We start from the raw sequence: 25180 nt of genomic DNA on the forward strand, positions 1-25180 counted from the left end.
AATTTAAGAAGTAAAAAGCCCCGCATTGCGGGGCTTTTTACTCATGCTGTATCGATTACTGCACCGTAGGTGGCGGTACCGGCTCTTCCGAGTTAAGGCTGCGAGCGCCGATAACGCGGTTGCGCCCGGATTTTTTTGCATGATACAACGCCTGGTCCGTGCGGCCGATGATCGAATCCGCATCTTCTCCGGACAAGCGTTCGGCTACGCCCGCACTGAAGGTGATGAGGACGCGGTTATTGTCATGCATGAAAAAATTGCGCGTAAGCTCGCGCTGGGCGCGGGTAATGACACTGATGGCGTCCTTTTCGGTTGTTCCGGGAAGCAGGATGATGAATTCTTCCCCGCCATAACGTGCAATCACGTCAGTGGCGCGCAATGATTCCTTGATGACGGAAGCGAGGTGTGCCAGCGCCTGGTCGCCAGTGGCATGGCCCATGTTGTCGTTGATTTGCTTGAAATGGTCGATATCCATCATGGCGATGCTGAGCGGCATGCCAAAACGGTCTGCCCGGTTGAACTCGCGTATCAAGGCCTCATCCATGCCGCGCCGGTTCAGGGTGCCAGTCAGATAGTCCTCGTGGGCTATTTCATTGATGTGGTCCAGCTGAAGGGTGAGTTCGTAGATTTGTTTTTCTGCCTCACGCACCTTGCTCTGTGCTTCTATGATTTCTGTGCGCGAGCGTTGCGTGATGCTGCTGATGACCTGTGTATCCTCAAGCAGGCGGCTCAGCACCTGGTTGAGATCCTGAATTTCGTCGCTATGGCTGATTTCCTCGCGATAACTTTGCAGCTTGGCTTGGTAGTCGTCGGTGGCCTCGGTGATTTCAGCGAGCTGGATCACGAAAATTTCAGCCATTTTCTTCAATGTCCTTTTTGCTTCGATCAGGCCAGGCTTAAGCTGGCCTTGCATGAAGATCAGGTCTTTGAGGGTGTTTTCTGCCTTGGCCAGAGATTCAATATTCAGCGGCTGGGTAAGAATTTCACGCACTGCTGCCGTCGGGCCTTGCAGCCATTTCTCTTCCAATACCAAGGCTTCCATGCTCACCACCAGCAATCTCAGCAGCTGTAATAGGTGGAGCTGCAACTGGCTTTGGCTGTCCAGGTGCATTTCCAGGCTGAAGAGAATGTTCTTGAGCGAGCTTTCCAGTGCGAGGATGCTTTCGCGGCTTTGCGCTTGGCGCGCTTCTTCCAGCAACTGATTGGCGCGGGATTGCGCTTCCGGCACATCCTTGAGCTGGGGCACAACGACCAAATCCAGCGTCTTGACCAGCATGTCGCGCCAGAGCGTGATCATATCGATCTGGTCTTCGCTCTCAACATGGTAGTTGGTATGCCGGATGGCTGTGGGCAAAGGCAAGTTTACAAACAGTTTGCGCAATGCTTCTTCAAGTTCTGTCCAGTTCTGTTTTTCGATCTGGAAGATGATCGCGCGCACTGCCGATTCGTGATGCGGATGTTGCGCACCAACCTCTGCAAGCACTTTCCCCAATAGTTGACCGACTGTCGATGATGCATCGGCCGAGGCCCTGCCATCAATCGCGTTGTAGACTTTTCGGTAATTGTCGGGCGTTGGTTCTATCCGGCTTTTTGCAAGCTGCATCAGGGTTTGCCGTGCAGTTTCAACGGATTTTTTATGTTGATCCATAACTGACCCAGGTTATATAGGTTTCCCCTCCGTTCTGGAGCAGCTTATGGCAAGCGGACTGCGCGGCTTGATAGCATCTGGCTTCCAGAATCGCTGTATTGTAATACAGACAAACTCTTACAAATGTAATCTGCCGGAAATCAATGGACTAGTCCAGGAATAATTGCAGCAGCTCGTTGAGGAATCGCTGGCCGAGCAGGGTGGGTGCAATACGTGTAGGCGTTACGCTTAACAAGCCCTTATCCACGGCATATTGCAGCGTGCTGGTAATGCTGCCCAGCGGCAGGCCGGTGCGCAGTTCGAACAATGCTGGTTCAAAGCCATCTGTGAGCCGCAGGGCGTTCATCATGAACTCGAAAGGCAGTTCATCGCGGGGGATTTGCCATTGCTGGTCCATGGCGCTGCCGTGCATGGTGTTTTCCAGGTAGCGCTTGGGGTGTTTGTGACGGCTTTCGCGGGTAATGCGGTCGTGGAAGCTCAACTTGCTATGTGCTCCCGCGCCTATGCCGAGATAATCGCCAAACAGCCAATAATTGCGGTTATGGCGGCATTGGCGTCCACGCTGGGCAAATGCAGAGGTCTCATAATGCGCGTAGCCATGGCTGGTCAACAGGGCTTCAATGGCTTCCTGCATGGTGGCGCTGGTGTCGTCATCCGGCAGCGCTGGTGGTGTGCGGTGGAACGGCGTGTTGGGTTCCAGGGTGAGATGGTAGAACGACAGGTGCGCAGGTTGCAGCTCGCAGGCGCGCTGGGCATCGGCGAGCGCGTGTTCCAGGTTCTGCCCGGGCAGGGCATACATGACATCCAGGTTGACGGCGTCAAAAGTGCCGAGCGCAAGTTCGGCTGCTGCCATGGCCTGGGTTTCGTCATGAATGCGACCTAGTTTTTGCAGGTAGCTACTGTCGAAGCTCTGGATGCCGAGCGATAGGCGGTTGACACCGGCTGCGCGGTAGCCGCGGAAATGCGCGGCATCCACGGTACCGGGGTTGGCCTCCAGTGTGATTTCGCAATCCGTGCTTAATTGCACCAGCGCACGGACATTGCTCAAAATGCGGTCTATGGCCTCGGGCGAGAACAGGCTGGGGGTGCCGCCGCCGAAGAAAATACTATGCACGCGGCGGCCCCAGATACGCGGCACAGATTGTTCCAGGTCGGCGATCAATGCATCGACATACGCTGCTTCCGGGATTTCGCTGCGTGACTCATGCGAGTTGAAATCGCAATAAGGGCATTTGCGGACACACCAGGGAATATGGATGTAGAGCGAAAGTGGCGGCGGCTGGGTCGGTGCGGACGAGAGAACGCTGGTGGCATCCGGTTGGATTGCCGGCTCGCTAATCGTCTTGATTTCGATGGATTTGCTGATAGGGGTTCACCAGTTGGTCAATCAGGCGATGCAACGCTTCGCGCATCTGTGCTTCGGAAACCTCCATGAGCAGGCCGTCTTCCAGAGCATCCTGGGCGATCTGCTTGATTTCGTCGAAGTTCTCGGTCATGACCTTGACCTTCTCGGTGCACGAAACCACGCTGCCGTCGTCGCGTAGCCATTTGGGCCAGTTGCCGCTCATAATGCCAGCCTTTCCAGCTGTTGCACGAGTTTGGTCAAGGCATGGCCGCGATGGCTGATGCGGTTCTTGATTTCGGCAGGCAGTTCCGCCGCAGTTTGTCCGGTCTTGGCATCGAGAAATAGCGGGTCGTAGCCAAAACCGCCATTGCCGCGCGGCTCAGTCAGGATTTCTCCTTGCCAGATACCTTCCGCGATCAGCGGTTGCGGGTCGTCGGCGTGTCGCACCAGCACCATGATGCAGTAGTAATAGGCATGCCTGTCCTGTTGGCCCTCCAGGCTTTGCAAGAGTTGCTGGTTGTTGCGCGGGTCCGATTTCGGTTCTCCGGCATAGCGGGCAGAGTACACGCCAGGCGCGCCTTGCAGCGCGTTGACGCAGATGCCCGAGTCATCGGCAAGCGCGGGCAGCCCGGTATGGCGGCTGGCATGGCGTGCCTTGGCAAGCGCATTTTCGATAAAAGTGACGAAAGGCTCCTCTGCTTCGGGGACATTGAACGCGGATTGCGGCAATACCTCTATCGAAAGCGGAGCAAGCAATACCTGGATTTCCCTGAGCTTGCCCTGGTTGCCGCTGGCAATGACCAGTTTCTGGAAAGGCATGGTCATGGCTATAGCCCCAGTGCCGCCTTTTGTTTCGCAAGCAGTGTCTTGATGCCACTGTCTGCAAGCTCCAGCATGCGGTTCATCGCTTCGCGCTGGAACGGTTCGCCTTCGGCCGTGCCCTGGATTTCCACAAAACCGCCGTTGCCGGTCATGACCACATTCATGTCGGTATCACAGGCGGAATCCTCGATATAGTCGAGGTCGAGCACCGGGGTGCCCTGATAAACGCCCACCGAGATAGCTGCCACGGCATCGCGTAATGGGGATTGCTGGATTAGGCCTTTTTCAAGCAGAAAGCTGACTGCATCGTGCAGGGCGACGTAGGCGCCGGTGATGCTGGCAGTGCGGGTGCCGCCATCGGCCTGGATCACGTCGCAATCAAGGTGAATGGTGCGTTCGCCCAGCTTTTCAAGGTCAATGACGGCACGCAGGCTGCGGCCAATCAGGCGCTGGATTTCCTGGGTGCGGCCGGATTGCTTGCCACGCGCTGCTTCGCGGTCCATGCGGCTGCCGGTGGAGCGGGGCAGCATGCCGTATTCAGCCGTGGTCCAGCCCTGGTTCTTGCCGCGCAGGAAAGGTGGCACTTTTTCTTCCACGCTGGCGGTACACAGCACATGGGTATCGCCGAACTTGACCAGCACCGAGCCTTCCGCATGTTTGGTGTAATGGCGGACGATGTCGACTTCGCGTAGCTGGTCTGGGGCGCGGTTGCTGGGGCGCATGATATTTCCTGAGTTCAAAGACCATATTATAAGCGATGGTTAATGGTTGGTTCGCCTAAATTTCGGGCGGCACTAGCATAGTGTTAGCGCTTGCTACGCTTGATGGCCGCATTGATTTCGGCGATAGCACGCTCTATGTCTTCTTCTACAAGATCGGCAGCCGTTTCGGCAGTGCTTGTCTCGCCAGGTTCAGCCAGGCCAAGAATAGTGTGCGACTGGGCAAGCGCCATATTGAGGGTGGAGATGGTCAATGCCTGTTCCGGTTTGGTTTCCCATTGCACACCGATGGCGCTCAGGTTGTCCATGCTTGGCCCGCCCAGGCGCTCTGCAGCATCAAGCAGGCTGGGCACGCTATGGGCAACGCCCAAGCCAGTATTGAGAATGTCCAGCATGCGCTCATCGCTTAGCTGGGCCCATAGGCCGTCACTGCATAGCAGTACCTGATCTCCTGGCTGCAAGGGGCGGGGCGGGCTGATTTCTATGCTGGGTGGCAATTCACTGCCCAGGCAGTTGTAAATCTTGTGGCGGTCAGGGTGATGGGTTACGGCTTTCGCATCCAGCTTGCCCTGTTTCAGCATGAGCTGGACGATGGAATGGTCCTCGGTGCGAAATAGGCGTTTGCCGTTGCGGAAATGATAGAGGCGTGAATCGCCCACATGGGCGCAATAGAGCTTGTCCTGTTGCAGGATGCCCACCACCAGGGTGGTCTTGGGTGTTTCTTCCAATCCACGGTTGGCGGTGAGCTGGTGGATGGCATCATGCAGTTTCATGATCTCGGCTTGCAGGAAGTCAACCACATCCGGCAGTTCGGGTGAGGCTGCCTGCTGGAATGCGCCCGTGAGCATTTTGACGGCCAACTGGGCAGCGACTTCACCATGATGATGGCCGCCCATGCCGTCCGCCAATACCAGCAACAAGGCGTTTCTGCTATAGGAATATGCGACCCGGTCCTGGTTGGCAGGGCGTCCCCCGCTACGGCTGCTTTGGTGAATAGTAAACTTCATACTTAGTTGTCCTGGGTAAACAGGGAGGCAATCTTATGCAGCCAGTTGCGCGACGCAGGCGGCGGGGCAGCTTTCAGCAATGATTTTTGCAAAGCAAATACACTGGGTGGCCGGTGCATGTGGTTCAGTGCCATACAACTGTCTATGATCTGCAGCAGATTGCTTGAATATTTCCCCTTGCCGAGCTTGACTGCGGGTACCAGAAAATCCTTCTTCATACGCTGGTCGGCCGCCTGCGGCGCGGCTTGCAGCAGACAGGCGTACATACTTGCGCCTATGCTGTAGACATCACTCCATGGGCCAAGTTGCTTGCGGGTGCCATATTGCTCGGGTGCGGCAAACCCCGGGGTGTAGCTGGGAGGCAGCTTGTCGGCGGCTTCGTTCAGCGCCATGCGGGCCGAGCCGAAATCCAGCAATACCGGCGAGCCATCAAGGCGGATATAGATATTGGCAGGCTTGATGTCGAGATGCAGCAGCTTCTGTGCGTGGACTTCGCGCAGGCCATTCAGCAACTGGCTGAACAGGCTGCGTAGCATGGCCTCCGGCACTGTCGTATCCCTGGCGAGTACATATTCCTGCAACGATTTGCCGCGCTCATACTGCATCACCATATAGACCGTATCATTGGCGCGAAAGAAATTCAGCACCCGCACGATGTTCTTGTGTTCGATCGTGGCGAGTGCTCGGCCTTCCTCAAAAAAACATTTGAGTCCAAACCGGAACCCGGCTGCGGCTTCATTGGTAGGGACGCGCACCTGATCGCCCTCCTGGCGCAGCGCCAGGATATTGGGCAGATATTCCTTGATAGCGACCGTAGTGTGGTTCTCGAGGTCGCGTGCAATGTAGACAAAGCTGAAGCCGCCAGCGCTCAGGAGCTTCTTGATTTCATAACCTTGCAATTGATAGCCTGGAGGCAAGGCGCGGTTCTGGTTGGCGTGCATGTGCTGATAACGAGTTTGCGGCAAGGAATGAAACCTATTATTTGCAGGCTATTCTGTCATGAATTGCTCGGGATTTGATACCATGGGTCAAATTTAATCGGGAATTTGCCTCAACATGATTTTCAGCATGACCGGATATGCTTCACTGGAGCATGAGGTAAGCAATGGTGTTCTGGTGCTGGAGCTGCGCTCGGTCAACCATCGCTATCTCGAACTGCAACTCAAGCTGGATGACAATGTGCGCATGTTCGAACCGCAGGTGCGCGAACTCATCAACTCTCGCCTCAAGCGCGGCAAGGTGGAATGTCGCGTCAGCCTTGCCCACCGGGCTGCCGAGCAAAGGCAGGTGCAGCTTGACGACAATGTCTTGCAGCAACTGGCGCAGATGACCGTGAGCGTACAACGCCACTTCCCGGAAAGCCGCCCTTTGAGCGTGGCAGACATCCTGCGTTGGCCTGGCGTGTTGCTCGGAGAGAGTGCGGACCAGGAGGCACTGGGCGCCGCCATCCATGAAAGCCTGTTGAAGGCAGTGCAGCAAATGACCGAGGCGCGTGCGCGCGAAGGCCTCAAGCTCAAGACCATCATCCTTGAGCGCCTGGCGGAAATAGAAAGACTGGTTGCCAGAGTGCGCCCCTTGCTGCCCGAGCAGGTGAAAATCTACCAGGGGCGCCTTACTGCCAAGCTCAAGGAGGCACTTGGTTCCGTCGATGAAGAGCGCATACGACAGGAGCTCACCATCTTTGCCCAGCGTATTGACGTGGACGAGGAGTTAAGCCGCCTCGGCGCGCATATCGAGGAAGTGAAGCGTATTCTTGAAGCAGGCAGTTCAGCGGGCAAGCAGCTTGATTTCCTCATGCAGGAACTCAACCGCGAGGCCAATACGCTGGCTTCCAAATCCGTTTCCACAGAAGTGTCCCAGGTTGCCATGGCGCTCAAGCTGCTGATCGAGCAGATGCGCGAGCAGGTCCAAAACATAGAGTAATGTCACCTTTAAAACTGCTTTGACCTAATTCTTGCGTCAGGGTATGTGACATATTGATCCGGAAACTAAGTAATGCGAGATTTTAGATATTCTTTTTTTGTCACGTTTCTTTGCCTGGGCCTTGCCGCGCTCTGGGGTTATGAACTCAGGGGCGGAATTTCCGGTATCTGGCCTGCGCTGAGTGTGGCCTTGATCCTGGGCATCATGGAAGTGAGCCTGTCTTTTGACAACGCCGTGGTCAATGCCTCCATTCTCAAGGAAATGGACGAGAAATGGCGGCATATCTTTCTCACGGTAGGTATTCTGATTGCCGTGTTTGGCGTGCGCCTGCTGTTTCCATTGCTGCTGGTGGCTGCGGCGACCGACCAGGGACTGGTGGATGTGGCGAATATGGCCCTCAATAATCCGGTGCTGTATGCGGATTACTTGGACGATGGTCATAATGCGATTGCGGCATTTGGCGGTTCCTTCCTCTTCCTGGTGTTCTTGAGTTTTGTCTTTGATCCAGAGAAAGAACTGCATTGGCTAGGACGGCTTGAAGCCGCATTGGGCAAGCTCGGCAGCATGGAGTCGATCAAGATTATCGTGATCCTGCTGATACTGTTGGGTTTGCAGAACTTTTTGCCGATCTCACAGGCCGAGCGCTTGACCATCCTGCTGGCTGGGTTGAGTGGCGTGGTGTTGTATGTGCTGATAGACAACCTGAGCGGCTTTTTCTCGTCGCAGGCGGAAGGTGATGCTTTTGCCAAAACTGCCAAGCGCAATGGTGCGATGGGGTTTCTCTACCTGGAAATCCTTGACGCTTCATTCTCCTTTGATGGCGTGATCGGCGCATTTGCAATCACGCGAGACGTGATCATCATCATGCTGGGTTTGACCATCGGTGCCATGTTTGTACGTTCGCTCACGGTACGGCTGGTATACAAGGGCACGCTGGATAATTATGTTTATCTGGAACATGGGGCCCACTACGCGATTGGTGTGTTGGGATTGATCATGTTTTACACTATCTACCAGCCTGTGCCCGAGGTCGTGACGGGACTGATCGGGGTAGTGTTCATCATGGCGGCTTTCTGCTCATCCATACTCTACAAGCGCAGGCTAGCGCATTGAGTGATCTTTAAAGTTTGAAATGATGGAATGCAGGTTATGAAAGGCAATTTATTCATCATCACCGCACCATCGGGTGCAGGCAAAACCTCGCTGGTGCGTGCCTTGCTGGATGGGGATGAGCATCTCAAGCTCTCGGTTTCGCATACTACGCGCCAGCCACGGCCAGGCGAAGAGGAGGGTGTGCATTACCACTTTGTGGCGGAATCCAGGTTTATCGAGTTGCTCAATCATGGGGATTTTCTTGAGAGTGCGCAGGTGCACGGTGCTTATTACGGAACGTCCCAGTCCACGGTGAATGCGGTGCTGGCACAAGGGCTGGACTTGATACTGGAAATCGACTGGCAGGGCGCGCAGCAGGTGCGCAGGCAATATCCGGAGGCGATCAGTATTTTTATCCTACCACCCTCGATGGAGGCGCTTGAGCAACGGCTGAACAACCGGGCACAGGATAGCGCCGAGGTGATTGCCCGCAGGCTTGCGGCAGCACGGGATGAGATGCGTCACGTGGCAGAATTCGACTATGTTACAATTAACGACAGATTTGAGCATGCGCTCGAAGACCTGCGCGCCATCATCCGGAGCCAAAGATTGAGGCGTGAAAAGCAGCTTGTTAGGCATCAGCACACGGTGCAGAACTTGCTCTAGTCAGAACGCGCATGAATATATGACAATATTCAGGAGATATTCGTAATATGGCACGTATAACCGTTGATGATTGCCTGGAAAAGATTCCCAACCGTTTCCAGTTGACCCTGGTAGCTGCATACCGCGCACGCCAGCTTGCCAATGGTTCAGAGCCTCTGGTTAACACGCATGGTCACAAGGACAAGCCTACCGTGCTTGCCTTGCGTGAAATTGCTGCAGCCAAAGTAGGCCTGGAAGTGCTTAATCGCGGACATGCCTGATCGCCTGACCGTGCAGTAAATGCGGGCTGGCGATGCAGCCGGGGCTGTGCCGGTGCACGAGTCCCGGGTTGGCGAATATTTTGTGTTGAGTAATTACTGGAATTTATGCCCAAGACCGCTGCCAAACGACCAGCCGAACCAATTTCACCGCCACCTTTGCTGCCCGCCGACAGCGAAGACTCCCAGCTCACCCTGCGTCTGCGGGAATATCTTAAGCAAGACGACATAGACCATATCTGGGACGCCTATCGTTTCAGCGCAGCCGCTCATGAAGGACAGGTGCGACGCAGCGGTGAGCCCTATGTCATCCATCCGGTCACCGTGGCCGGTATCCTGGCCGAACTGCATCTCGATCCGCCTACCCTGATTGCGGCCCTGTTGCATGATGTGGTGGAAGATACCGGCGTCACCAAGCAGGAAATCGGCGAAAAGTTTGGCAAGCAGGTAGCCGAGCTGGTGGATGGCTTGTCCAAACTCGACAAGATCGAGTTCCAGAGCGCCACCCAGGCGCAAGCGGAAAATTTCCGCAAGATGCTGTTGGCAATGTCGCAGGATGTGCGCGTGATCCTGGTCAAGCTGGCTGATCGCTTGCATAACATGAGCACGCTGGATGTAATGAAGCCCGAAAAGCAACGGCGCATTGCACGGGAAACCCTGGATATCTATGCGCCAATTGCCAACCGTCTGGGTCTCAATGAAATCTACCAGACCCTGGAGGATTTGAGCTTCAAGTATCTCTACCCGATGCGTTACCGTGTGATTTCCAAGGCTGTCATGGCGGCGCGGGGAAATCGCAAGGAAGTGGTCGGCAAAATTCTGGATGCGATCAACCAGCGCCTGAAGGAATATCACATTGATGCCGAGGTCACTGGACGCGAGAAGCATCTCTATAGCATCTACAGAAAGATGACCGGCAAGACCGTCACTTTCTCGCAAATCTACGATATTTATGGCTTCCGCATTGTTGTGCGCGACCTGCCTACCTGTTACACCACGCTTGGCGTGCTGCACGGGCTTTACAAGCCGATTCCGGGCAAGTTCAAGGACTATATTGCCATCCCAAAGGCCAATGGCTACCAGTCATTGCACACTACCCTGTTCGGTCCGTTCGGTACGCCGATAGAGGTTCAGATCCGCAGCCGTGAAATGCACAACATTGCCGATGCAGGCGTGGCGGCACACTGGCTTTACAAGACCACTGATGCCCATCTCACCGCGTTGCAACAGCAGACGCACCAGTGGCTGCAACGCTTGCTGGATATCCAGAGCGAGAGCACGGACTCATTGGAGTTCCTTGAACATTTCAAGGTTGACCTGTTCCCAGACGAGGTTTACGTCTTCACGCCCAAGGGCACGATCATGGCCTTGCCCAAGGGGGCGACAGCGGTGGATTTTGCCTATGCCGTGCATACCGATATCGGCAACCGCTGCGTGGCCGTAAAGATCAACCAGGAGCTGGCGCCATTGCGCACTGAACTGCACAATGGCGACCATGTGGAAATCATCACGGCAGCGCATGCCCACCCCAATCCGGCATGGCTCAATTATGTGCTGACCGGCAAGGCGCGCGCCCACATACGGCATTACCTCAAGTCCATGCAGTCCACTGAATCCGCATTGCTGGGTGAGCGCATGCTCAACCAAGCCCTGCGCGCATTGCATGCCAACCCGGTGACAATTGATGATGCCGCCTGGCAGCACCTGGTGCGTGATTACGGTGCCAAGAACAAGGATGAGATCCTGGCGGATATCGGCCTGGGCAAGCGTCTGAATGTCATGGTGGCACATCAGTTGATGGTCCAGGCTGGCCAGCATGAAGTGGAAGCAGAGCAACACAAGTTACCGTCCAAGGTGCTGGATACCATCACGATTCGCGGCTCAGAGGGCATGGCAGTGCAATTTGCCCAATGCTGCCGGCCTATCCCGGGTGATCCTATCCTCGGCTTTATCAACAAGGACAAGGGGCTGGTCATCCATACCCATGATTGTCCGGCGATACGTAAATTCCGCCTTGATCCTGACAAGTGGCTGGATGTGGAATGGGATCCGCAAGGCCACCGGCTCTACAAGGTCAGCCTCAAGCTGGTGGTGGCCAACCGGCGCGGCATGCTGGCAAAAATCGCCTCCGGGATTGCCGAGGCCGGCTCGAATATCGACAATGTGAGCATGGAAGAGGCGGACAACAGCACCTATACCAATATGAACTTCACCGTACAGGTGGAAAACCGCATTCATCTCGCCGAATTGATGCGCCGGTTACGCAAGATTCCAGACGTGGTGCGCATCAACCGCGTCAAGGGAAGCGGGGCGGAGCAGAGAGTCCAGTAACGCTACGCGCTTCATTAACCAGATTAATCATACTTTCAAACCAAAGTTTCAGGAGAGATTCATGGCAAAGCAAATCATCCATACCGATGGCGCTCCACAGGCAATCGGCACCTATTCCCAGGCAGTCAAGGTCAACGGCAGCACAGTGTATCTGTCTGGCCAGATTGGTCTTGACCCCGCCACTATGGAGTTGGTGGATGGTATCGAAGCACAAGTGCACCGCGTCTTCAAGAATCTCAAGGCAGTGGCTGAAGCTGCGGGTGGTTCGCTGGCGGATGTGGTCAAGCTCAATATCTTCCTGACCGATTTATCCCACTTTGCGCTGGTGAACACCATCATGGCCGAATATTTCACCCAGCCTTATCCCGCACGTGCCGCAGTTGGTGTCGCCCAATTGCCAAGAAACGCCTTGGTAGAGGCTGATGGCGTCCTGGAGATTGGTGCTTAATTACTTAGCATAACCCACGCCAGGATCAGTCTTTACCTCAAGGTCATGGCGTCCAAATTACCCGCCAATACCAAGCTTGATGGTATCAAAGGCATCACCCCTGCCTTGCAGGGTCGCCTTGCTAAGCTTGGCATATTCAACTTGCAGGGCTTGTTGTTGCACTTGCCCCTGCGTTATCTCGACGAAACCCGCATCACGCCGATCCGTGAGCTCCGCACTGGCGAGCAGGCCCAGGTGCAGGGGGAGATCGTGCATGCCGAGGTGCAATACCGTCCGCGAAAAGCATTGATCTGCCGGTTACGCGATGGCACAGGACAGCTGGTGCTGCGTTTCCTGCATTTTTATCCCAGCCAGGTGGCGAGCCTCAAGGAAGGTAGTCACATTCGTGCCTTTGGCGAGGTGCGGGGAGGATTTTTCGGCTGGGAAATGGTGCATCCGCAATGCAAGCAAGCAGATGAAGATGCCCCGGTGGCGGATGCCTTGACGCCGTTATACCCGACGACTGCCGGCTTGAGCCAGGCAACCTTGCGCAAGTGGATTGCCTGGGCATTGCAGCAGGCCGATATGGCAGAAATTCTGCCGCAACGCATTTACCAGCAGCTTTACTTGCCGGCCTTTGCCGATAGCCTGCATAGCTTGCACCATCCAACCCCCGAGGTTGATCTTGCCACCTTGGAATCGCGCGACCATCCGGCCTGGCGGCGGCTGGCATTTGATGAGTTGCTCGCCCAGCAGCTTTCCATGCGCAAGCACCACGCAAGACGCAAGCACCAGGGCGCCCCTGCATTGGCGCCATCACGCAAACTGGTCACTGCCTTGTTGCGCAGCCTGCCATTTGTCCTGACACAGGCGCAGCAGCGCGTGGCATTGGAAATCGGCCGCGACCTGGAGCAGCCGCATCCCATGCAGCGCCTGTTGCAAGGCGATGTAGGCAGCGGCAAGACCATAGTCGCAGCCATGGCTGCCTTGCAGGCGATCGAGAATGGCTGGCAGGCTGCGATCATGGCGCCTACCGAGATTCTTGCCGAACAGCATTACCAGAAGATGCAGGCGTGGCTGGTGCCCCTGGGCATCAATGTTGCCTGGCTGTCAGGCAGCCAGGGCAAGAAGGAGCGGCGCGAGATGTTGGCTGCCGTGGCCGAGGGCCAGGCGCAACTGGTGATTGGCACCCATGCCTTGTTCCAGGAGCAGGTCGTGTTTCAACGCCTGGCCTTGGCGATTGTCGATGAGCAACACCGCTTCGGCGTACAGCAACGCCTTTCCCTGCGGCAAAAGGGCGGGCAGCCGCATCAATTGATGATGAGCGCGACGCCTATTCCGCGTACCCTGTCCATGAGCTATTTTGCTGACCTGGATGTCTCGGTCATAGACGAGCTGCCGCCCGGGCGCACGCCGATAGTCACCCGCCTGGTGTCCGACGCGCGGCGCGACGAAGTGCTGGAGCGTGTGCAGCAAGCCTGCATGGCGGGCCAGCAGGCTTATTGGGTCTGCCCCTTGATCGAGGAATCCGAGGCCTTGCAACTGCAAACCGTGACGGACACTTATGAGAACCTCCAGGCGGCCTTCCCGCGGTTGCGGGTGGGGCTGGTGCACGGCCGTATGAAACCTGCCGAGAAGCAGGCGGTAATGGCGGCATTCAGTGCAGGCGAAACCCAGCTACTGGTGGCAACCACCGTGATTGAAGTCGGCGTGGACGTGCCGAATGCGAGCCTGATGGTGATAGAGCATGCAGAGCGCATGGGGCTGGCCCAGTTGCATCAATTGCGTGGGCGTGTCGGGCGCGGCGCGGCCAAGAGTAGTTGCATTTTGCTTTACCAGGATGGCAAGTTGTCAGAAACGGCGCGTGCACGGCTGAAGATTATTTACGAGTCCAGCGATGGCTTTGCCATAGCCCAGGCTGACCTGGCATTGCGCGGGCCTGGGGAATTCATGGGGATACGGCAGAGTGGTGCACCCATGCTCAGGATTGCGGATCTCGAACGCGACCAGGACTTGCTCGAGGCGGCGCGTGATATTGCTGCGGATTTGCTGGCGCGCGAACCCAAGGCGGCAGAGGCACATTTGGCGCGCTGGCTCGGCCATGCGGAAGAGTTGGTCAAAGTCTGAGATAATTGCGAGGTGAAAGTCTTTGCCCATTTTCCGCAGATGCGCGACCGCTGGCTCAGGCAGCCAGTCGGCAGCTTGCGTTACCGTCCCTGGTTGATTGAGCGAGGCTCATTGACCCGGCGTTTACAACAACATAGTGCCGTATTTGCCGTGCAACCCTTGAGTGTGGCGAGTCGAAAGCCACCTTTTCCAGAGACAAGGTTATTGCAGTCGCTGTCCCGGCAGCACACCTTGCTGCGTGACGTGATGCTGCGCTGCGACGGCAGCGCTGTCGTCTTTGCGCACAGTGTCTTGCCCGGGCGTGCAATGCGTGGCGCCTGGCGTAGCCTGGGGCGATTGGGTAATCATTCGCTGGGGAGCGCCTTGTTTGCCGATCCGCGCATGTGCCGCAGCGTGCTGCAATACAAGAAACTTTCACCACAGCATTTTCTTTACCGGAGGGCGGCGTTTCATATGCCAGGAATCTCGGGGCCGGTGTGGGCAAGGCGCTCCGTATTTAGGCTTGGGCAGAGTGCCGTGCTAGTGACGGAGTTATTCCTTCCCGCTGTGTTGAACCTTAATCCACAATCAAGTAAATGAACCCAACGCTTATTCTGCAAAAACTCCGCGCTTATTCCCGGTTGACCAGGCTGGACAAGCCGATCGGCATTTTGCTGTTGTTGTGGCCTACCTTGTGGGGATTGTGGCTTGCGAGTCCGGGCTGGCCCGGTTCCCTGGTATTGTTCGTGTTCATTGCCGGTACGGTGCTGATGCGTTCTGCAGGTTGTGTCATGAACGACCTGGCTGACCGCAACTTTGACGGTCATGTGGAGCGCACGCGTCAACGTCCCTTGGTAACCGGTGAGGTAAGCGTCAAGGAAGCCTTGCTGCTGGCGGGTGTATTGAGCCTGGTGGCGTTTGTGCTGGTATTGCAGCTGAATGCCTTGGTCGTTGCCTTGTCGTTTCCGGCCTTGTTTCTAGCTGCCAGTTACCCGCTGACCAAGCGATTCCTGTCGATCCCACAGGCCTATCTTGGCATCGCTTTCGGCTTCGGCATCCCGATGGCGTTTGCCGCCATTACAGGCCAGTTGCCATTTGAGGCCTGGGTCATGCTGCTCGCCAACGTATTCTGGGCAGTCGCCTATGATACTGAATATGCCATGGTGGACCGCAACGACGACCTCAAGATTGGCATACGGTCTTCGGCCATCTTTTTCGGGCGCCTGGACATACTGGCCGTCATGATTTGCTATGCCGTATTTCTGCTGTTGATGGCATGGGTGGGCATGCGTCTGCAACAGGCATGGCCTTATTTTACCGGGCTGGTCATCGCGGCATCAATTGCGGTGTATCATTACTCCTTGATTCGTGGTCGTGACCGCAAAGCATGTTTCAAGGCGTTTTTGCATAACAACTGGCTTGGCGCAGTTATCTTTGCCGGGGTAATCGCTAGCGAGTATCTTTAAAGAGCCACTAACAAAATTCTCCTGGCGTTGTTGCTCTGCTTTGTCGTACTTTGCTACCTGCGGCGACCCGCCTTGTTCCAAGTTTGAATTCAAAACTTGTATAACAAGTTTTAAGTATCTATGCGGATTGGAAAATCCATCTCATAAATGTTTGACAAAGCGCAAGACCTTGACTTACAATCCGCCTCTTAATTTTTTCAGCGAATATTGGTTTGTCCGATGAAGACCTTTTCTGCAAAAGCGCATGAAGTAAAGCGCGACTGGTTCGTAGTAGATGCTACGGATTTGGTGCTGGGCCGTTTGGCGAGTGAAATTGCGCACCGCCTGCGTGGCAAGCATAAAACTATTTACACACCGCACGTTGATACGGGCGATTACATCGTTGTGGTCAATGCCGACAAGATCAAGGTAACTGGCAACAAGGCGCTGGACAAGAAGTACCACCGCCATAGCGGTTACCCAGGCGGTATCTCCACAACAACATTTGGCAAGATGCAAGAGCGTTTCCCAGGCCGTGCCCTGGAAAAGGCGGTTAAGGGTATGCTGCCAAAGGGCCCACTGGGTTACGCCATGTTCCGCAAGCTCAAGGTGTATGCTGGTGAAAAGCATGACCATGTTGCGCAACAGCCGCAACCATTGGTAATCCAAAGTCAAGCGTAAGGATAAGCAGCGATGATTGGTAAATACAACTACGGCACAGGCCGCCGCAAGAGTTCGGTAGCCCGTGTATTCCTCAAGGCCGGCAGTGGCAACATCGTTGTCAACGACAAGCCTGCAGACGAATATTTCTCCCGCGAGACTTCCCGCATGGTGCTTCGCCAGCCTCTGGCGCTGACCGAGAACCAAGCAAGCTTTGACATTCTTGTGAATGTGAGCGGTGGTGGCGAGTCTGGCCAGGCAGGTGCAGTGCGTCACGGCATTACCCGTGCCCTGATCGATTACGACACCGCATTGAAGGGCGCCCTGTCCAAGGCAGGCTTCGTGACCCGTGATGCACGTGAAGTTGAACGTAAGAAGGTTGGCCTCCGCAAGGCTCGCCGTCGCAAGCAATTCTCCAAGCGCTAAGCTTTACGTATTGCAGTTCAGAAAAGCCGCACTTGTTGCGGCTTTTTTCTTTTCAGGTTTTCAAAATGCAATCGCGTTTTGTTACTATTGAATTCTTTGCAGTTGGCGCCATCGCGATGGCCGGAAGGTGAATGAACAATGGCAGATAGAATAAAGGCGGGGATTGTCGGTGGCACGGGATATACCGGTGTAGAACTGCTGCGTATCCTGGCATTGCACCCTGATGTCGAGTTGGTAGCGATTACCTCGCGTAGCGAGGCAGGGATGCCGGTCGCGGATATGTATCCCAGCCTGCGCGGTTATATCGACCTCAAATTCAGCGATCCGGCCAACGCCGGCCTTGCTGACTGTGATGTCGTATTTTTTGCCACGCCTAACGGTGTGGCCATGCAGCAGACGCGCGCATTGCTGGATGAGGGTGTTCGCGTGATTGATCTTGCTGCCGATTTCCGTATCCGCGATGTGAAAGTCTGGGAACAGTGGTACAGCATGACGCATGCCTGTCCTGAACTGCTGCAGGAAGCGGTGTATGGGCTACCGGAGCAGAACCGCGAGGCAATCCGCCATGCGCGAGTGCTTGCCAATCCAGGATGCTATCCGACTGCGGTGCAACTGGGCTTTCTGCCGTTGCTTGAAGCTGGTGTCGTGGACAGCCAGCACTTGATCGCCGATGCCAAGTCTGGCGTCAGTGGCGCGGGCCGCAAGGCGGAGGTGCATACCCTGTTTGCCGAGGCGGGTGATAATTTCAAGGCTTATGGGGTGGGCGGCCATCGCCACCTGCCAGAAATCCGGCAAGGGCTGGCGACCATGGGCGGGCAGGAGGTCGGCCTGACGTTCGTGCCGCACCTGACGCCGCTGATCCGTGGTATCCATGCCACGCTTTATGCCAGGCTGACCAGTGATATTGACCTGCAAGCGCTTTATGAACAACGTTATGCGGCAGAGCGGTTTGTCGATGTGCTGCCCGTGGGTTCGCATCCTGAAACACGTTCCGTGCGTGGCTCCAACCAGTGTCGCATTGCGATCCACCGGCCTCAGGGTGACGATATTGTCGTCATTCTTTCGGTCATAGACAACTTGGTCAAGGGGGCAGCCGGGCAGGCGGTACAGAATCTGAATATCATGTTTGGGTTGGACGAGCGTACTGGGCTTGAAATCGTGCCCTTGCTGCCCTAATTCATGAGACGTTTATCGCGCCGGTTCAAGCGCCATTTCAATAAACCAACCAAGCGCGTAGCGATAAAATCACACCGTGCCTGGTATTGGCAGGTATTGGCTGCGCTGATACTGGTGTCGATGGGGTATGCGCTGGCGTATTGGCATTTCACTGTCGGAGGCAAACTTAGCCCGCCTTTTGTCTCCAAACCTGAATTGACCGATCAGGAGCTGTTGGCAAAGGTCGTATTTGCCGAGCGTCAGCTACAGGTACAGCAGGCAGCGCAGGAAAACCTTGCCCGGGAATTGGCCAGCGTGCAGGAGGAAAGCATCAAGCTTAAGGAGAATGTCGCTTTCTACCAGAGCATACTCGAGGAAAATTCAGGCGGAGACCGGGTGAGAATGAACCAGGTCAAGCTGGAAAAAGGCAAATCGCCAGCAGAGTATGATTACCACCTGGTGCTCTCGCAACAGGGAGCGCACAGCAAGTCAGTCCAGGGTGATGTCAAGTTTGCCTTGCATGGTAGCAATCAGGAAGGCCAGGAATTTATCATTCCGCTCAAGGTAGAACAGGCTAAAGTGAACTTCCGTTATTATCAGCGCCTGAGCGGCAGTTTCAGTCTGCCTCAGGATGTCGTGGTTGAGGCGATTGAGGTGAGTTTTCTTGAAAGTGGGGCCAAGCAGCCCAATATTAGTCAAAAGGTAGACTTGCCTGAATAATCAGGATTGCGCATTGTCAAATCAAAAGGATATGCATGTTTTCCAGGAACAAGAACAAACACCAGAGCAGGATTGATACCTTGATCAGCACGGATACCCGTCTGGAAGGCAACATCACGTTCAGTGGTGGATTGCGCGTAGACGGGCAGATCAAGGGTGACGTGAATGAGTCATCCAATACGCCTGGAATGCTGGTATTGAGCGAACAAGGGCGGATCGAGGGAGCGGTGACGGTTGCCAGGGTGGTACTGAATGGCGAGGTGCAAGGACCTGTACGCTCCAGTCAATATCTTGAATTATTGGCCAAATCCAGAATCAAAGGTGACGTGTATTACAAATCCCTGGAAATCCATACTGGCGCGATTGTAGAAGGAAATCTGGTGCATCTCGGTGATGGCGAGCAAGCAAGCGGTCCCATTATTCCAGGGAATAACAATTGACCGCCTGATGATGGCGCAGGATAATGAATTCAATTAATGTAAGGAGTTAACTATGAATGCAGTGACAGAAGAAATCCTAAGCCCGCTGGTTTTTACTGACAATGCAGCGCGTAAGGTCAAGGAGTTGATTGACGAGGAAGGTTCGCCAGATCTCAAGCTGCGCGTGTTTGTCAGCGGCGGTGGTTGCTCGGGCTTCCAGTATGGTTTTACGTTTGAAGAAACCGTGAATGAAGACGATACCCAAGTGCAAAAAGACAGTGTGACCTTGCTGATCGACCCGATGAGCTTGCAATATTTGGTCGGTGCGGAGATCGATTATCAGGATAGTTTGCAGGGTTCCCAGTTCGTGATTCGCAATCCGAACGCGACTACTACTTGTGGCTGCGGGTCATCCTTTTCAGCTTAAAAAGTTGAGTGATAAAATAAAACAAAAGGGGCCACTGGCCCCTTTTTGTTTGCGCTTAAATCGCTTTAACGCTGATTCAATGGCACAAAGTCACGACGTTCCGAGCCAGTATAAAGCTGGCGCGGGCGGCCGATCTTTGAGCCGGGATCGGACATCATTTCATTCCACTGCGCTACCCAGCCGACCGTACGTGCCAGCGCAAAAATGGCGGTGAACATTGAATTGGGGATACCCATTGCGCGCATGACAATGCCGGAATAGAAATCTACATTGGGGTAAAGCTGACGGCTGACAAAATATTCGTCTTCCAGCGCAATCTTTTCCAGTTCCAATGCCAGCTTGAACATCGGGTCGTCGTGCAGCCCCAGTTCATCGAGTACCTGGTGGCAGGTCTGACGCATGATGGCGGCGCGCGGGTCCATATTGCGGTAAACGCGATGACCAAAACCCATCAGGCGGAAAGAGTCGGTCTTGTCCTTGGCGCGCTTGATGTATTCGCCAATACGGCTGACATCGCCGATTTCTTCCAGCATCTTCAATGTGGCTTCATTGGCCCCGCCATGGGCCGGACCCCACAGCGAGGCAATACCAGCGGCTACACAGGCGAATGGATTGGCACCACTTGAACCGGCCAGGCGCACTGTCGAGGTGGAGGCATTCTGCTCGTGGTCTGCATGCAGGATCAAGATGCGCTCGAATGCCTTGGAAAGCACCGGGTTGGGTTCGTAGTCCTCGCAAGGCGTGGCAAACATCATGTGCATGAAGTTTTCCGCATAGTTGAAGCGGTTCTGCGGATACATGAAGGGTTGGCCTACATTGTATTTATAGCTCCAGGCGGCGATTGTTGGCACCTTGGCCAACAGGCGGTGCGCTGCGAACTCGCGGTTTTTTGGGTTGCTGACATCAATTGCCTCATGGTAAAAGGCTGACATTGAACCAACCACGCCCACCATGACCGCCATCGGGTGCGCATCGCGGCGGAATCCGCGGAAGATATGCGTAAGCTGGTCATGCACCATGCTGTGGCGGGTGATGATATTGGTAAACTTAGTTTTCTGCTCAGCATTAGGCAGCTCACCATGCATCAGCAGGTAACAGACCTCCATAAAGTCTGAATGCTCTGCCAGCTGTTCTATCGGGTAGCCGCGATAGAACAACAAGCCTTGCTCGCCATCAATATAAGTGATGTTGGAGTCGCAGGATGCTGTCGACAGGAAGCCTGGGTCATAGGTGAAGTATCCATGCTTGCCCAGGGAGCGGATATCAATCACGCTGGGTCCCAGCTTGCCGGGCAGAATAGGCAGTTCGATTGGTGCGGAACCATCATCGAAAGTAAGTGTGACTTTGCTTGGTTTCATAATTCCGGAATCAAGATGGTTGAATGGTTACAAATTACGCAGCATAAACTGCGCCAAGTATTCTCGGACCGCGCGCGCCAGTGACGGCGGGCAGATTGCCAGGCAGTCCGTCCAGTGTTTGTTTTGCCAGCCAGGCAAAGGCGGCAGCTTCCACGGCATTGACAGCAAGTCCGAGAGTATCACTGAGCCTGATTGTCACTGCTGGCAGCAATTGCCGCAAACGTTGCAGCAACGCGCTATTATAAGCCCCCCCGCCGCATACATATAGCTCGTCAACATTACCGCAATATTGTGTCACTGCCATGGCGATTGAAATCGCCGTCAGTTCCAAAAGGGTGCGCTGCACATCTTGTGGCTGATATTTGTCATTAATCTGGTGCAATAGTTGCTCAATCCAGGATAGATTAAATGTATCGCGTCCGGTGCTTTTGGGCGGCGCCATGCTGAAAAAAGGCTCTGCCAGCATGCGGTGAAACAGATTTGGGACTAGCTTGCCTGTGGCTGCCCAGCTTCCATCCGTATCGTAATCCTTGCCCTGATGCTTGTTGATCCAAGCATCCATCAGCATATTGCCGGGCCCGGTATCAAAGCCGGTAACAGCGCCTCCCGCTGGTGGCAGGTTGGTAAGATTGGCAATGCCGCCGATATTGAGTACCGCCCGGTGCTGCTCGGGATGCGCAAAGATCGCCGCGTGGAAAGCAGGCACTAGTGGCGCGCCATGCCCCCCTGCGGCAATATCCCGGCTGCGGAAATCGGCAACCACGCTGATGCCACTGAGCTCTGCGAGTAATGATGGATTGCCGATTTGCAGGGTAAAACCCAATTCCGGACGGTGGCGTATGGTCTGTCCGTGGCAGCCGATGGCACGAATCGCGCTGGGTAGAATTTGGGCCGCATTCAAAAGTGCCGCAATATTCTCAGCGTATAGCTGGCTGAGTTGATTGCTGACGAGCGCTGTGGTTTCAAGCTCATTGTCGCCTTGATCATGCAAGGCGAGCAACTGCTGTTTCAGCTTAAGGGGAAAGGGTGTGAATTGTTGTTGTATGACTTGGCACTGCCGGTTATCCAGCGCAGCAATCACACTATCGGTACCATCCAGGCTGGTGCCCGACATCAGGCCAATAAAAAGCTCAGGCGGCATTAGGGTCGACTAGACCCTAATCAAGTGAGGCTAAAGTGCTTGCACTCAGTAGTTGCAGTTGGGCAGTCAGGTTGGCACTATGTGCGAGGAAATCAGCCTGGTATTGCGGTGCAAGCGGCTGTGCTGCAGGCAGGGCAACTTTGAGCGGGTCTCTATGGACGCCGTTGAGCATGAATTCATAGTGCAAGTGCGGGCCTGTGGCCATGCCGGTCATGCCAACATGACCGATTATCTCCCCTTGCGATACCTTCATGCCATTACGCAGGCCAGACGCGAAGCGGGAAAGGTGCCCATACACTGTAGTAACGCCGCCGGTGTGCTGCAAATAAATGACATTGCCATAACCGCCTTTGACCCCGACAAACTTCACTACGCCGTCAGCAGGCGCCTTGATGCGGGTTCCGATAGGTGCCGCCAGGTCCACGCCCTTGTGTGCACGCATTTTCTGCAGAATAGGGTGAAAGCGGCCCATGGTAAAGCCGGAACTGATCCGTGTGAATTCCAGTGGTGAACGCAGGAAGGACTTATGCAGGCTCTTGCCCTCTGGTGTGTAGTAGGCCACTTTGCCTTCGGGGTTGCGATACATGACCGCTTTATAAGTTTTACCCTGGTTAGTGAACTCTGCTGCGAGCACTTGCCCGGTGTTGACCAGGTTGCCGTTGTTGTACTTCGCTTCGTAAATCACGACGAAACGGTCGCCTTTGCGCAGGTCGGAGTGGAAGTCGATATCGGAAGAGAATATCTCCGCTATTTGGATGGCGACGGAATCTGGAATGTCTGCTGCATCGGTAGCTGCGAAAAGAGAGCTTCTGATCTCGGCGGTTTTCAATATATTGTGGACTTCCAGAATCGGTTCGCCAGTCTTGGCTTGGTAACCGGAGTCTGTACGTTCAACTGTCAGTGTGGAGGTGGGGCTGAGTTGGTATTGCAGCTTAAGTAGCTCGCCGTTGGCGTTTACCTGGGCCTGGATGGAGCGTCCCGGTCGGAGCTGGGAGGCCAGCGCACTGGCATCTGGGTTCCGACGCAGGAAATCTAGTGCATCGCCATTTTGCACATTTAGCCGTGCCATCAGGCTGGCAAGCGTGTCATCACGGCGCACTTGGTCGGCTTGCCAGTAATTCTCGCTTTCAGGATTTTCTGAAACAAGTGGCGAATAAATTTCAGGCAACTCAATGTCTTCCACAATTGTGGAGATGGCAATGTCCTGAGTGGAGGTTTGCGGCGCAATACCGAAGGCAGTAATGATGCCAAACAAGGGAAGGCTGGAAATGGCAAGCAACCATCGCAGGCGCAGCTTACGTTCTTTTAATGCGGGGTTTTGCGTTAAAATAACTTCCTTTTGGCTCTGCTCAGTCTGCTGCACTGGTGGCTACCTCATTACTTTTACAAATCAACGATGAGGCATGCTAACAGAAAAATTCTGCATGGTGAAGGCAAAAAAGCACTCTAAGATACGGATATTTATCATATATGGCGAATTTGAACGACGATTTGGCGCTGATCAAGCGTGGTATCGATGACCTGATCGGTGAGCAGGAGTTAATCGATAAGCTCAAGCGAGGACAACCTTTAAAGGTGAAAGCGGGTTTTGATCCCACGGCACCTGACTTGCACTTGGGGCATGCCGTATTGATTAACAAATTGCGCCAGTTCCAGGATCTGGGCCACCAGGTGCTTTTCCTGATCGGTGATTTCACTGGCATGATTGGCGATCCCACGGGCAAAAGTGCTACCCGTCCGCCATTGAGTGCTGAGCAGGTGCAGATCAATGCCCAGACTTATCAGGAACAGGTATTCAAAATACTCAAGCCTGAGCAAACAGAGGTGGTTTTTAACTCAAGCTGGATTAATGAGCTTGGCGCTGCCGGCATGCTGAAGCTTGCGGCAACGCATACTGTGGCACGCATGCTTGAGCGTGATGATTTCGAAAAGCGTTACAAGAGCAATCAGCCGATTGCGATTCATGAGTTCCTGTACCCTTTGTTGCAGGGCTATGACTCGGTTGCATTGAAAGCTGATATTGAGCTGGGCGGGACTGATCAGCGCTTCAACTTGTTAATGGGGCGTGAGTTGCAAAAGCATCATGGACAGGCGCCGCAGTCTGTATTGACCGTGCCATTGCTTGAAGGGTTGGACGGAGTCAACAAGATGTCCAAGTCGCTGGGTAACTATATAGGTATCGCCGAGCCGGCCAATACTATATTTAGTAAGTTGATGTCCGTTTCGGATGAATTGATGTGGCGCTACATAGATTTATTGTCATTTGAATCGATTGCGACTGTGGCGCAATGGCGTGCCGCCATAGCGTCAGGTGAGAATCCGCGCAATATCAAGGTGCGTTTTGCGCAAGAGATTGTGACCCGCTTTCATAATAGGCAGGCCGCGATTGATGCATTGGCTGATTTTGAATTACGCGCCAAAGGCGGGATTCCTGATGATGTGCCGGAGGTCAGTGTGGTGATTCAGGAGTCCGCGATTGCGATTGGCCCCCTGTTGAAGCAAGCGGGTTTGGTGGCAAGCACTTCAGAAGCTTTCCGTATGATAGAGCAGGGTGGCGTGAAGCTCGATAGCGAGAAGGTCTTGGATAGAAACTTGCAGGTGCAGGCGGGTAGCGTGGTAGCTCAGGTTGGCAAGCGTAAGTTTGCACGCATTACCGTTAGTCGTGGCTAACGTGCGGTGTTCTATATATGTAGCATTTGAGTGTATATACAAATCGTCAGACTGCGAAGCTGGTTAAGATTGTAATTTATTTGTAACAGTGCGATAAAACGCTTGACCAAATTCTGTGAAGACGTAGAATGCGCACCTCGCTTCAACGGTGCGGCTAGCAAGGGAATCAGGCAGTAAGAAAATTCCCCTTGACCAAGTAAAAAAGGTCTGTAAAATGCGCGGCTCGCTTGAGAAAGTGAAGTGCAGTTAAGCGGTTTGAAATTAGTTTCAAAAATAGCTTGACCGGTTCGAAAGAAACTGTAAAATGCGCGGCTCGCTAGAGGATGGTGGTGTTAGCGAAGTTGGTGTTGAGTTGATTGTAAAATAAATTCGAAACTAGCTTGACCGGAATGAAGAGGTCTGTATAATGCGCCCCT

General features: G+C 54.5%; 26 protein-coding genes. 16 read left to right on the forward strand and 10 right to left on the reverse strand.

Translation table 11 applies throughout. The annotated features are described in order from the left end of the window. Nucleotides 1-55: 55 nt before the first annotated feature. The 7 genes from LG198_RS09795 to LG198_RS09825 form a co-directional block, all read right to left on the reverse strand. Nucleotides 56-1648, reverse strand: coding sequence for a GGDEF domain-containing protein (locus tag LG198_RS09795; RefSeq protein ID WP_230342986.1), 1593 nt, complete (start codon nt 1646-1648; stop codon nt 56-58). A gap of 148 nt (nt 1649-1796) precedes the next feature. Further along, entirely contained in the window at nt 1797-2987 is a 1191-nt protein-coding gene (gene hemW / locus LG198_RS09800; protein WP_407659187.1) for a radical SAM family heme chaperone HemW, read from the reverse strand. Next, a complete protein-coding gene (locus tag LG198_RS09805; protein ID WP_230342987.1) occupies nt 2983-3216 on the reverse strand; it encodes a hypothetical protein in 234 nt (77 codons plus the stop codon). The genes hemW and LG198_RS09805 overlap by 5 nt, the downstream gene beginning before the upstream one ends. Beyond that, nucleotides 3213-3818: an RdgB/HAM1 family non-canonical purine NTP pyrophosphatase gene (gene rdgB / locus LG198_RS09810; RefSeq protein WP_230342988.1), complete on the reverse strand. Its 606-nt coding sequence runs from the start codon at nt 3816-3818 to the stop codon at nt 3213-3215. The genes LG198_RS09805 and rdgB overlap by 4 nt, the downstream gene beginning before the upstream one ends. Nucleotides 3819-3820: 2 nt before the next feature. Continuing rightward, the gene (gene rph / locus LG198_RS09815) at nt 3821-4537 is read right to left on the reverse strand and encodes a ribonuclease PH (RefSeq protein WP_230342989.1); all 717 of its coding nucleotides are present in this window, start codon (nt 4535-4537) and stop codon (nt 3821-3823) included. An 83-nt stretch (nt 4538-4620) separates the two neighbouring features. Continuing rightward, nucleotides 4621-5541 (reverse strand): PP2C family protein-serine/threonine phosphatase, encoded by a 921-nt coding sequence (locus LG198_RS09820; protein WP_230342990.1) that lies wholly within the window; start codon nt 5539-5541, stop codon nt 4621-4623. A 2-nt stretch (nt 5542-5543) separates the two neighbouring features. Then, nucleotides 5544-6482, reverse strand: a complete 939-nt coding sequence (locus LG198_RS09825; RefSeq protein ID WP_230343038.1) for a serine/threonine protein kinase — start codon at nt 6480-6482, stop codon at nt 5544-5546. 115 nt (nt 6483-6597) lie between these two features. Here LG198_RS09825 and LG198_RS09830 point away from each other — a divergent pair, with 115 nt between their 5' ends. The 15 genes from LG198_RS09830 (at nt 6598) to erpA (ending at nt 19595) form a co-directional block, all read left to right on the forward strand. After that, entirely contained in the window at nt 6598-7464 is an 867-nt protein-coding gene (locus tag LG198_RS09830) for a YicC/YloC family endoribonuclease (protein WP_230342991.1), read from the forward strand. Between the two features lie 72 nt (nt 7465-7536). Next, nucleotides 7537-8577 carry a DUF475 domain-containing protein gene (locus LG198_RS09835; protein WP_230342992.1) on the forward strand — a complete coding sequence of 347 codons (1041 nt, stop codon included), beginning with the start codon at nt 7537-7539 and terminating at the stop codon, nt 8575-8577. A gap of 36 nt (nt 8578-8613) precedes the next feature. Next, nucleotides 8614-9222, forward strand: coding sequence for a guanylate kinase (gmk, locus tag LG198_RS09840; protein ID WP_230342993.1), 609 nt, complete (start codon nt 8614-8616; stop codon nt 9220-9222). A 47-nt stretch (nt 9223-9269) separates the two neighbouring features. After that, nucleotides 9270-9482: a DNA-directed RNA polymerase subunit omega gene (gene rpoZ, locus LG198_RS09845; RefSeq protein WP_230342994.1), complete on the forward strand. Its 213-nt coding sequence runs from the start codon at nt 9270-9272 to the stop codon at nt 9480-9482. A 105-nt stretch (nt 9483-9587) separates the two neighbouring features. Continuing rightward, entirely contained in the window at nt 9588-11810 is a 2223-nt protein-coding gene (locus LG198_RS09850) for a RelA/SpoT family protein (protein ID WP_230342995.1), read from the forward strand. Between the two features lie 61 nt (nt 11811-11871). Further along, a complete protein-coding gene (locus LG198_RS09855) occupies nt 11872-12258 on the forward strand; it encodes a RidA family protein (RefSeq protein WP_011478419.1) in 387 nt (128 codons plus the stop codon). A gap of 45 nt (nt 12259-12303) precedes the next feature. After that, complete coding sequence (recG, locus tag LG198_RS09860) at nt 12304-14364, forward strand: ATP-dependent DNA helicase RecG (RefSeq protein ID WP_230342996.1); 2061 nt, start codon at nt 12304-12306, stop codon at nt 14362-14364. A gap of 12 nt (nt 14365-14376) precedes the next feature. Then, on the forward strand, nt 14377-14943 hold the full coding sequence (locus LG198_RS09865; protein ID WP_230342997.1) for a chorismate--pyruvate lyase family protein: 567 nt from the start codon (nt 14377-14379) through the stop codon (nt 14941-14943). After that, nucleotides 14940-15809, forward strand: coding sequence for a 4-hydroxybenzoate octaprenyltransferase (gene ubiA / locus LG198_RS09870; protein WP_230342998.1), 870 nt, complete (start codon nt 14940-14942; stop codon nt 15807-15809). The genes LG198_RS09865 and ubiA overlap by 4 nt, the downstream gene beginning before the upstream one ends. A 219-nt stretch (nt 15810-16028) precedes the next feature. Next, a complete protein-coding gene (gene rplM, locus LG198_RS09875; protein WP_230342999.1) occupies nt 16029-16469 on the forward strand; it encodes a 50S ribosomal protein L13 in 441 nt (146 codons plus the stop codon). Nucleotides 16470-16481: 12 nt separating this feature from the next. Beyond that, nucleotides 16482-16874 carry a 30S ribosomal protein S9 gene (gene rpsI / locus LG198_RS09880; RefSeq protein WP_230343000.1) on the forward strand — a complete coding sequence of 131 codons (393 nt, stop codon included), beginning with the start codon at nt 16482-16484 and terminating at the stop codon, nt 16872-16874. 138 nt (nt 16875-17012) lie between these two features. Next, the gene (argC, locus tag LG198_RS09885; RefSeq protein ID WP_230343001.1) at nt 17013-18050 is read left to right on the forward strand and encodes an N-acetyl-gamma-glutamyl-phosphate reductase; all 1038 of its coding nucleotides are present in this window, start codon (nt 17013-17015) and stop codon (nt 18048-18050) included. A gap of 3 nt (nt 18051-18053) precedes the next feature. Beyond that, nucleotides 18054-18749: a DUF6776 family protein gene (locus LG198_RS09890; protein ID WP_230343002.1), complete on the forward strand. Its 696-nt coding sequence runs from the start codon at nt 18054-18056 to the stop codon at nt 18747-18749. 35 nt (nt 18750-18784) lie between these two features. Next, complete coding sequence (locus tag LG198_RS09895; protein ID WP_230343003.1) at nt 18785-19189, forward strand: bactofilin family protein; 405 nt, start codon at nt 18785-18787, stop codon at nt 19187-19189. A 52-nt stretch (nt 19190-19241) separates the two neighbouring features. Continuing rightward, on the forward strand, nt 19242-19595 hold the full coding sequence (gene erpA, locus LG198_RS09900; RefSeq protein WP_230343004.1) for an iron-sulfur cluster insertion protein ErpA: 354 nt from the start codon (nt 19242-19244) through the stop codon (nt 19593-19595). A 65-nt stretch (nt 19596-19660) separates the two neighbouring features. Here the strand turns inward: erpA and gltA are convergent, their stop codons facing one another. The 3 genes from gltA to LG198_RS09915 are packed head-to-tail and all read right to left on the reverse strand — an operon-like array spanning nt 19661 to nt 23457. Continuing rightward, the gene (gene gltA / locus LG198_RS09905) at nt 19661-20953 is read right to left on the reverse strand and encodes a citrate synthase (protein WP_230343005.1); all 1293 of its coding nucleotides are present in this window, start codon (nt 20951-20953) and stop codon (nt 19661-19663) included. 34 nt (nt 20954-20987) lie between these two features. Beyond that, nucleotides 20988-22094 carry an anhydro-N-acetylmuramic acid kinase gene (locus LG198_RS09910; RefSeq protein ID WP_230343006.1) on the reverse strand — a complete coding sequence of 369 codons (1107 nt, stop codon included), beginning with the start codon at nt 22092-22094 and terminating at the stop codon, nt 20988-20990. Between the two features lie 16 nt (nt 22095-22110). Beyond that, nucleotides 22111-23457, reverse strand: a complete 1347-nt coding sequence (locus tag LG198_RS09915) for a peptidoglycan DD-metalloendopeptidase family protein (RefSeq protein WP_230343007.1) — start codon at nt 23455-23457, stop codon at nt 22111-22113. Between the two features lie 107 nt (nt 23458-23564). Between LG198_RS09915 and tyrS the strand changes: the two genes are divergently transcribed. Then, nucleotides 23565-24764, forward strand: coding sequence for a tyrosine--tRNA ligase (gene tyrS, locus LG198_RS09920; protein ID WP_230343008.1), 1200 nt, complete (start codon nt 23565-23567; stop codon nt 24762-24764). Nucleotides 24765-25180 lie beyond the last annotated feature (416 nt).

It is taken from the genome of Methylobacillus arboreus (assembly GCF_020532725.1).
Taxonomy (GTDB): domain Bacteria; phylum Pseudomonadota; class Gammaproteobacteria; order Burkholderiales; family Methylophilaceae; genus Methylobacillus; species Methylobacillus arboreus.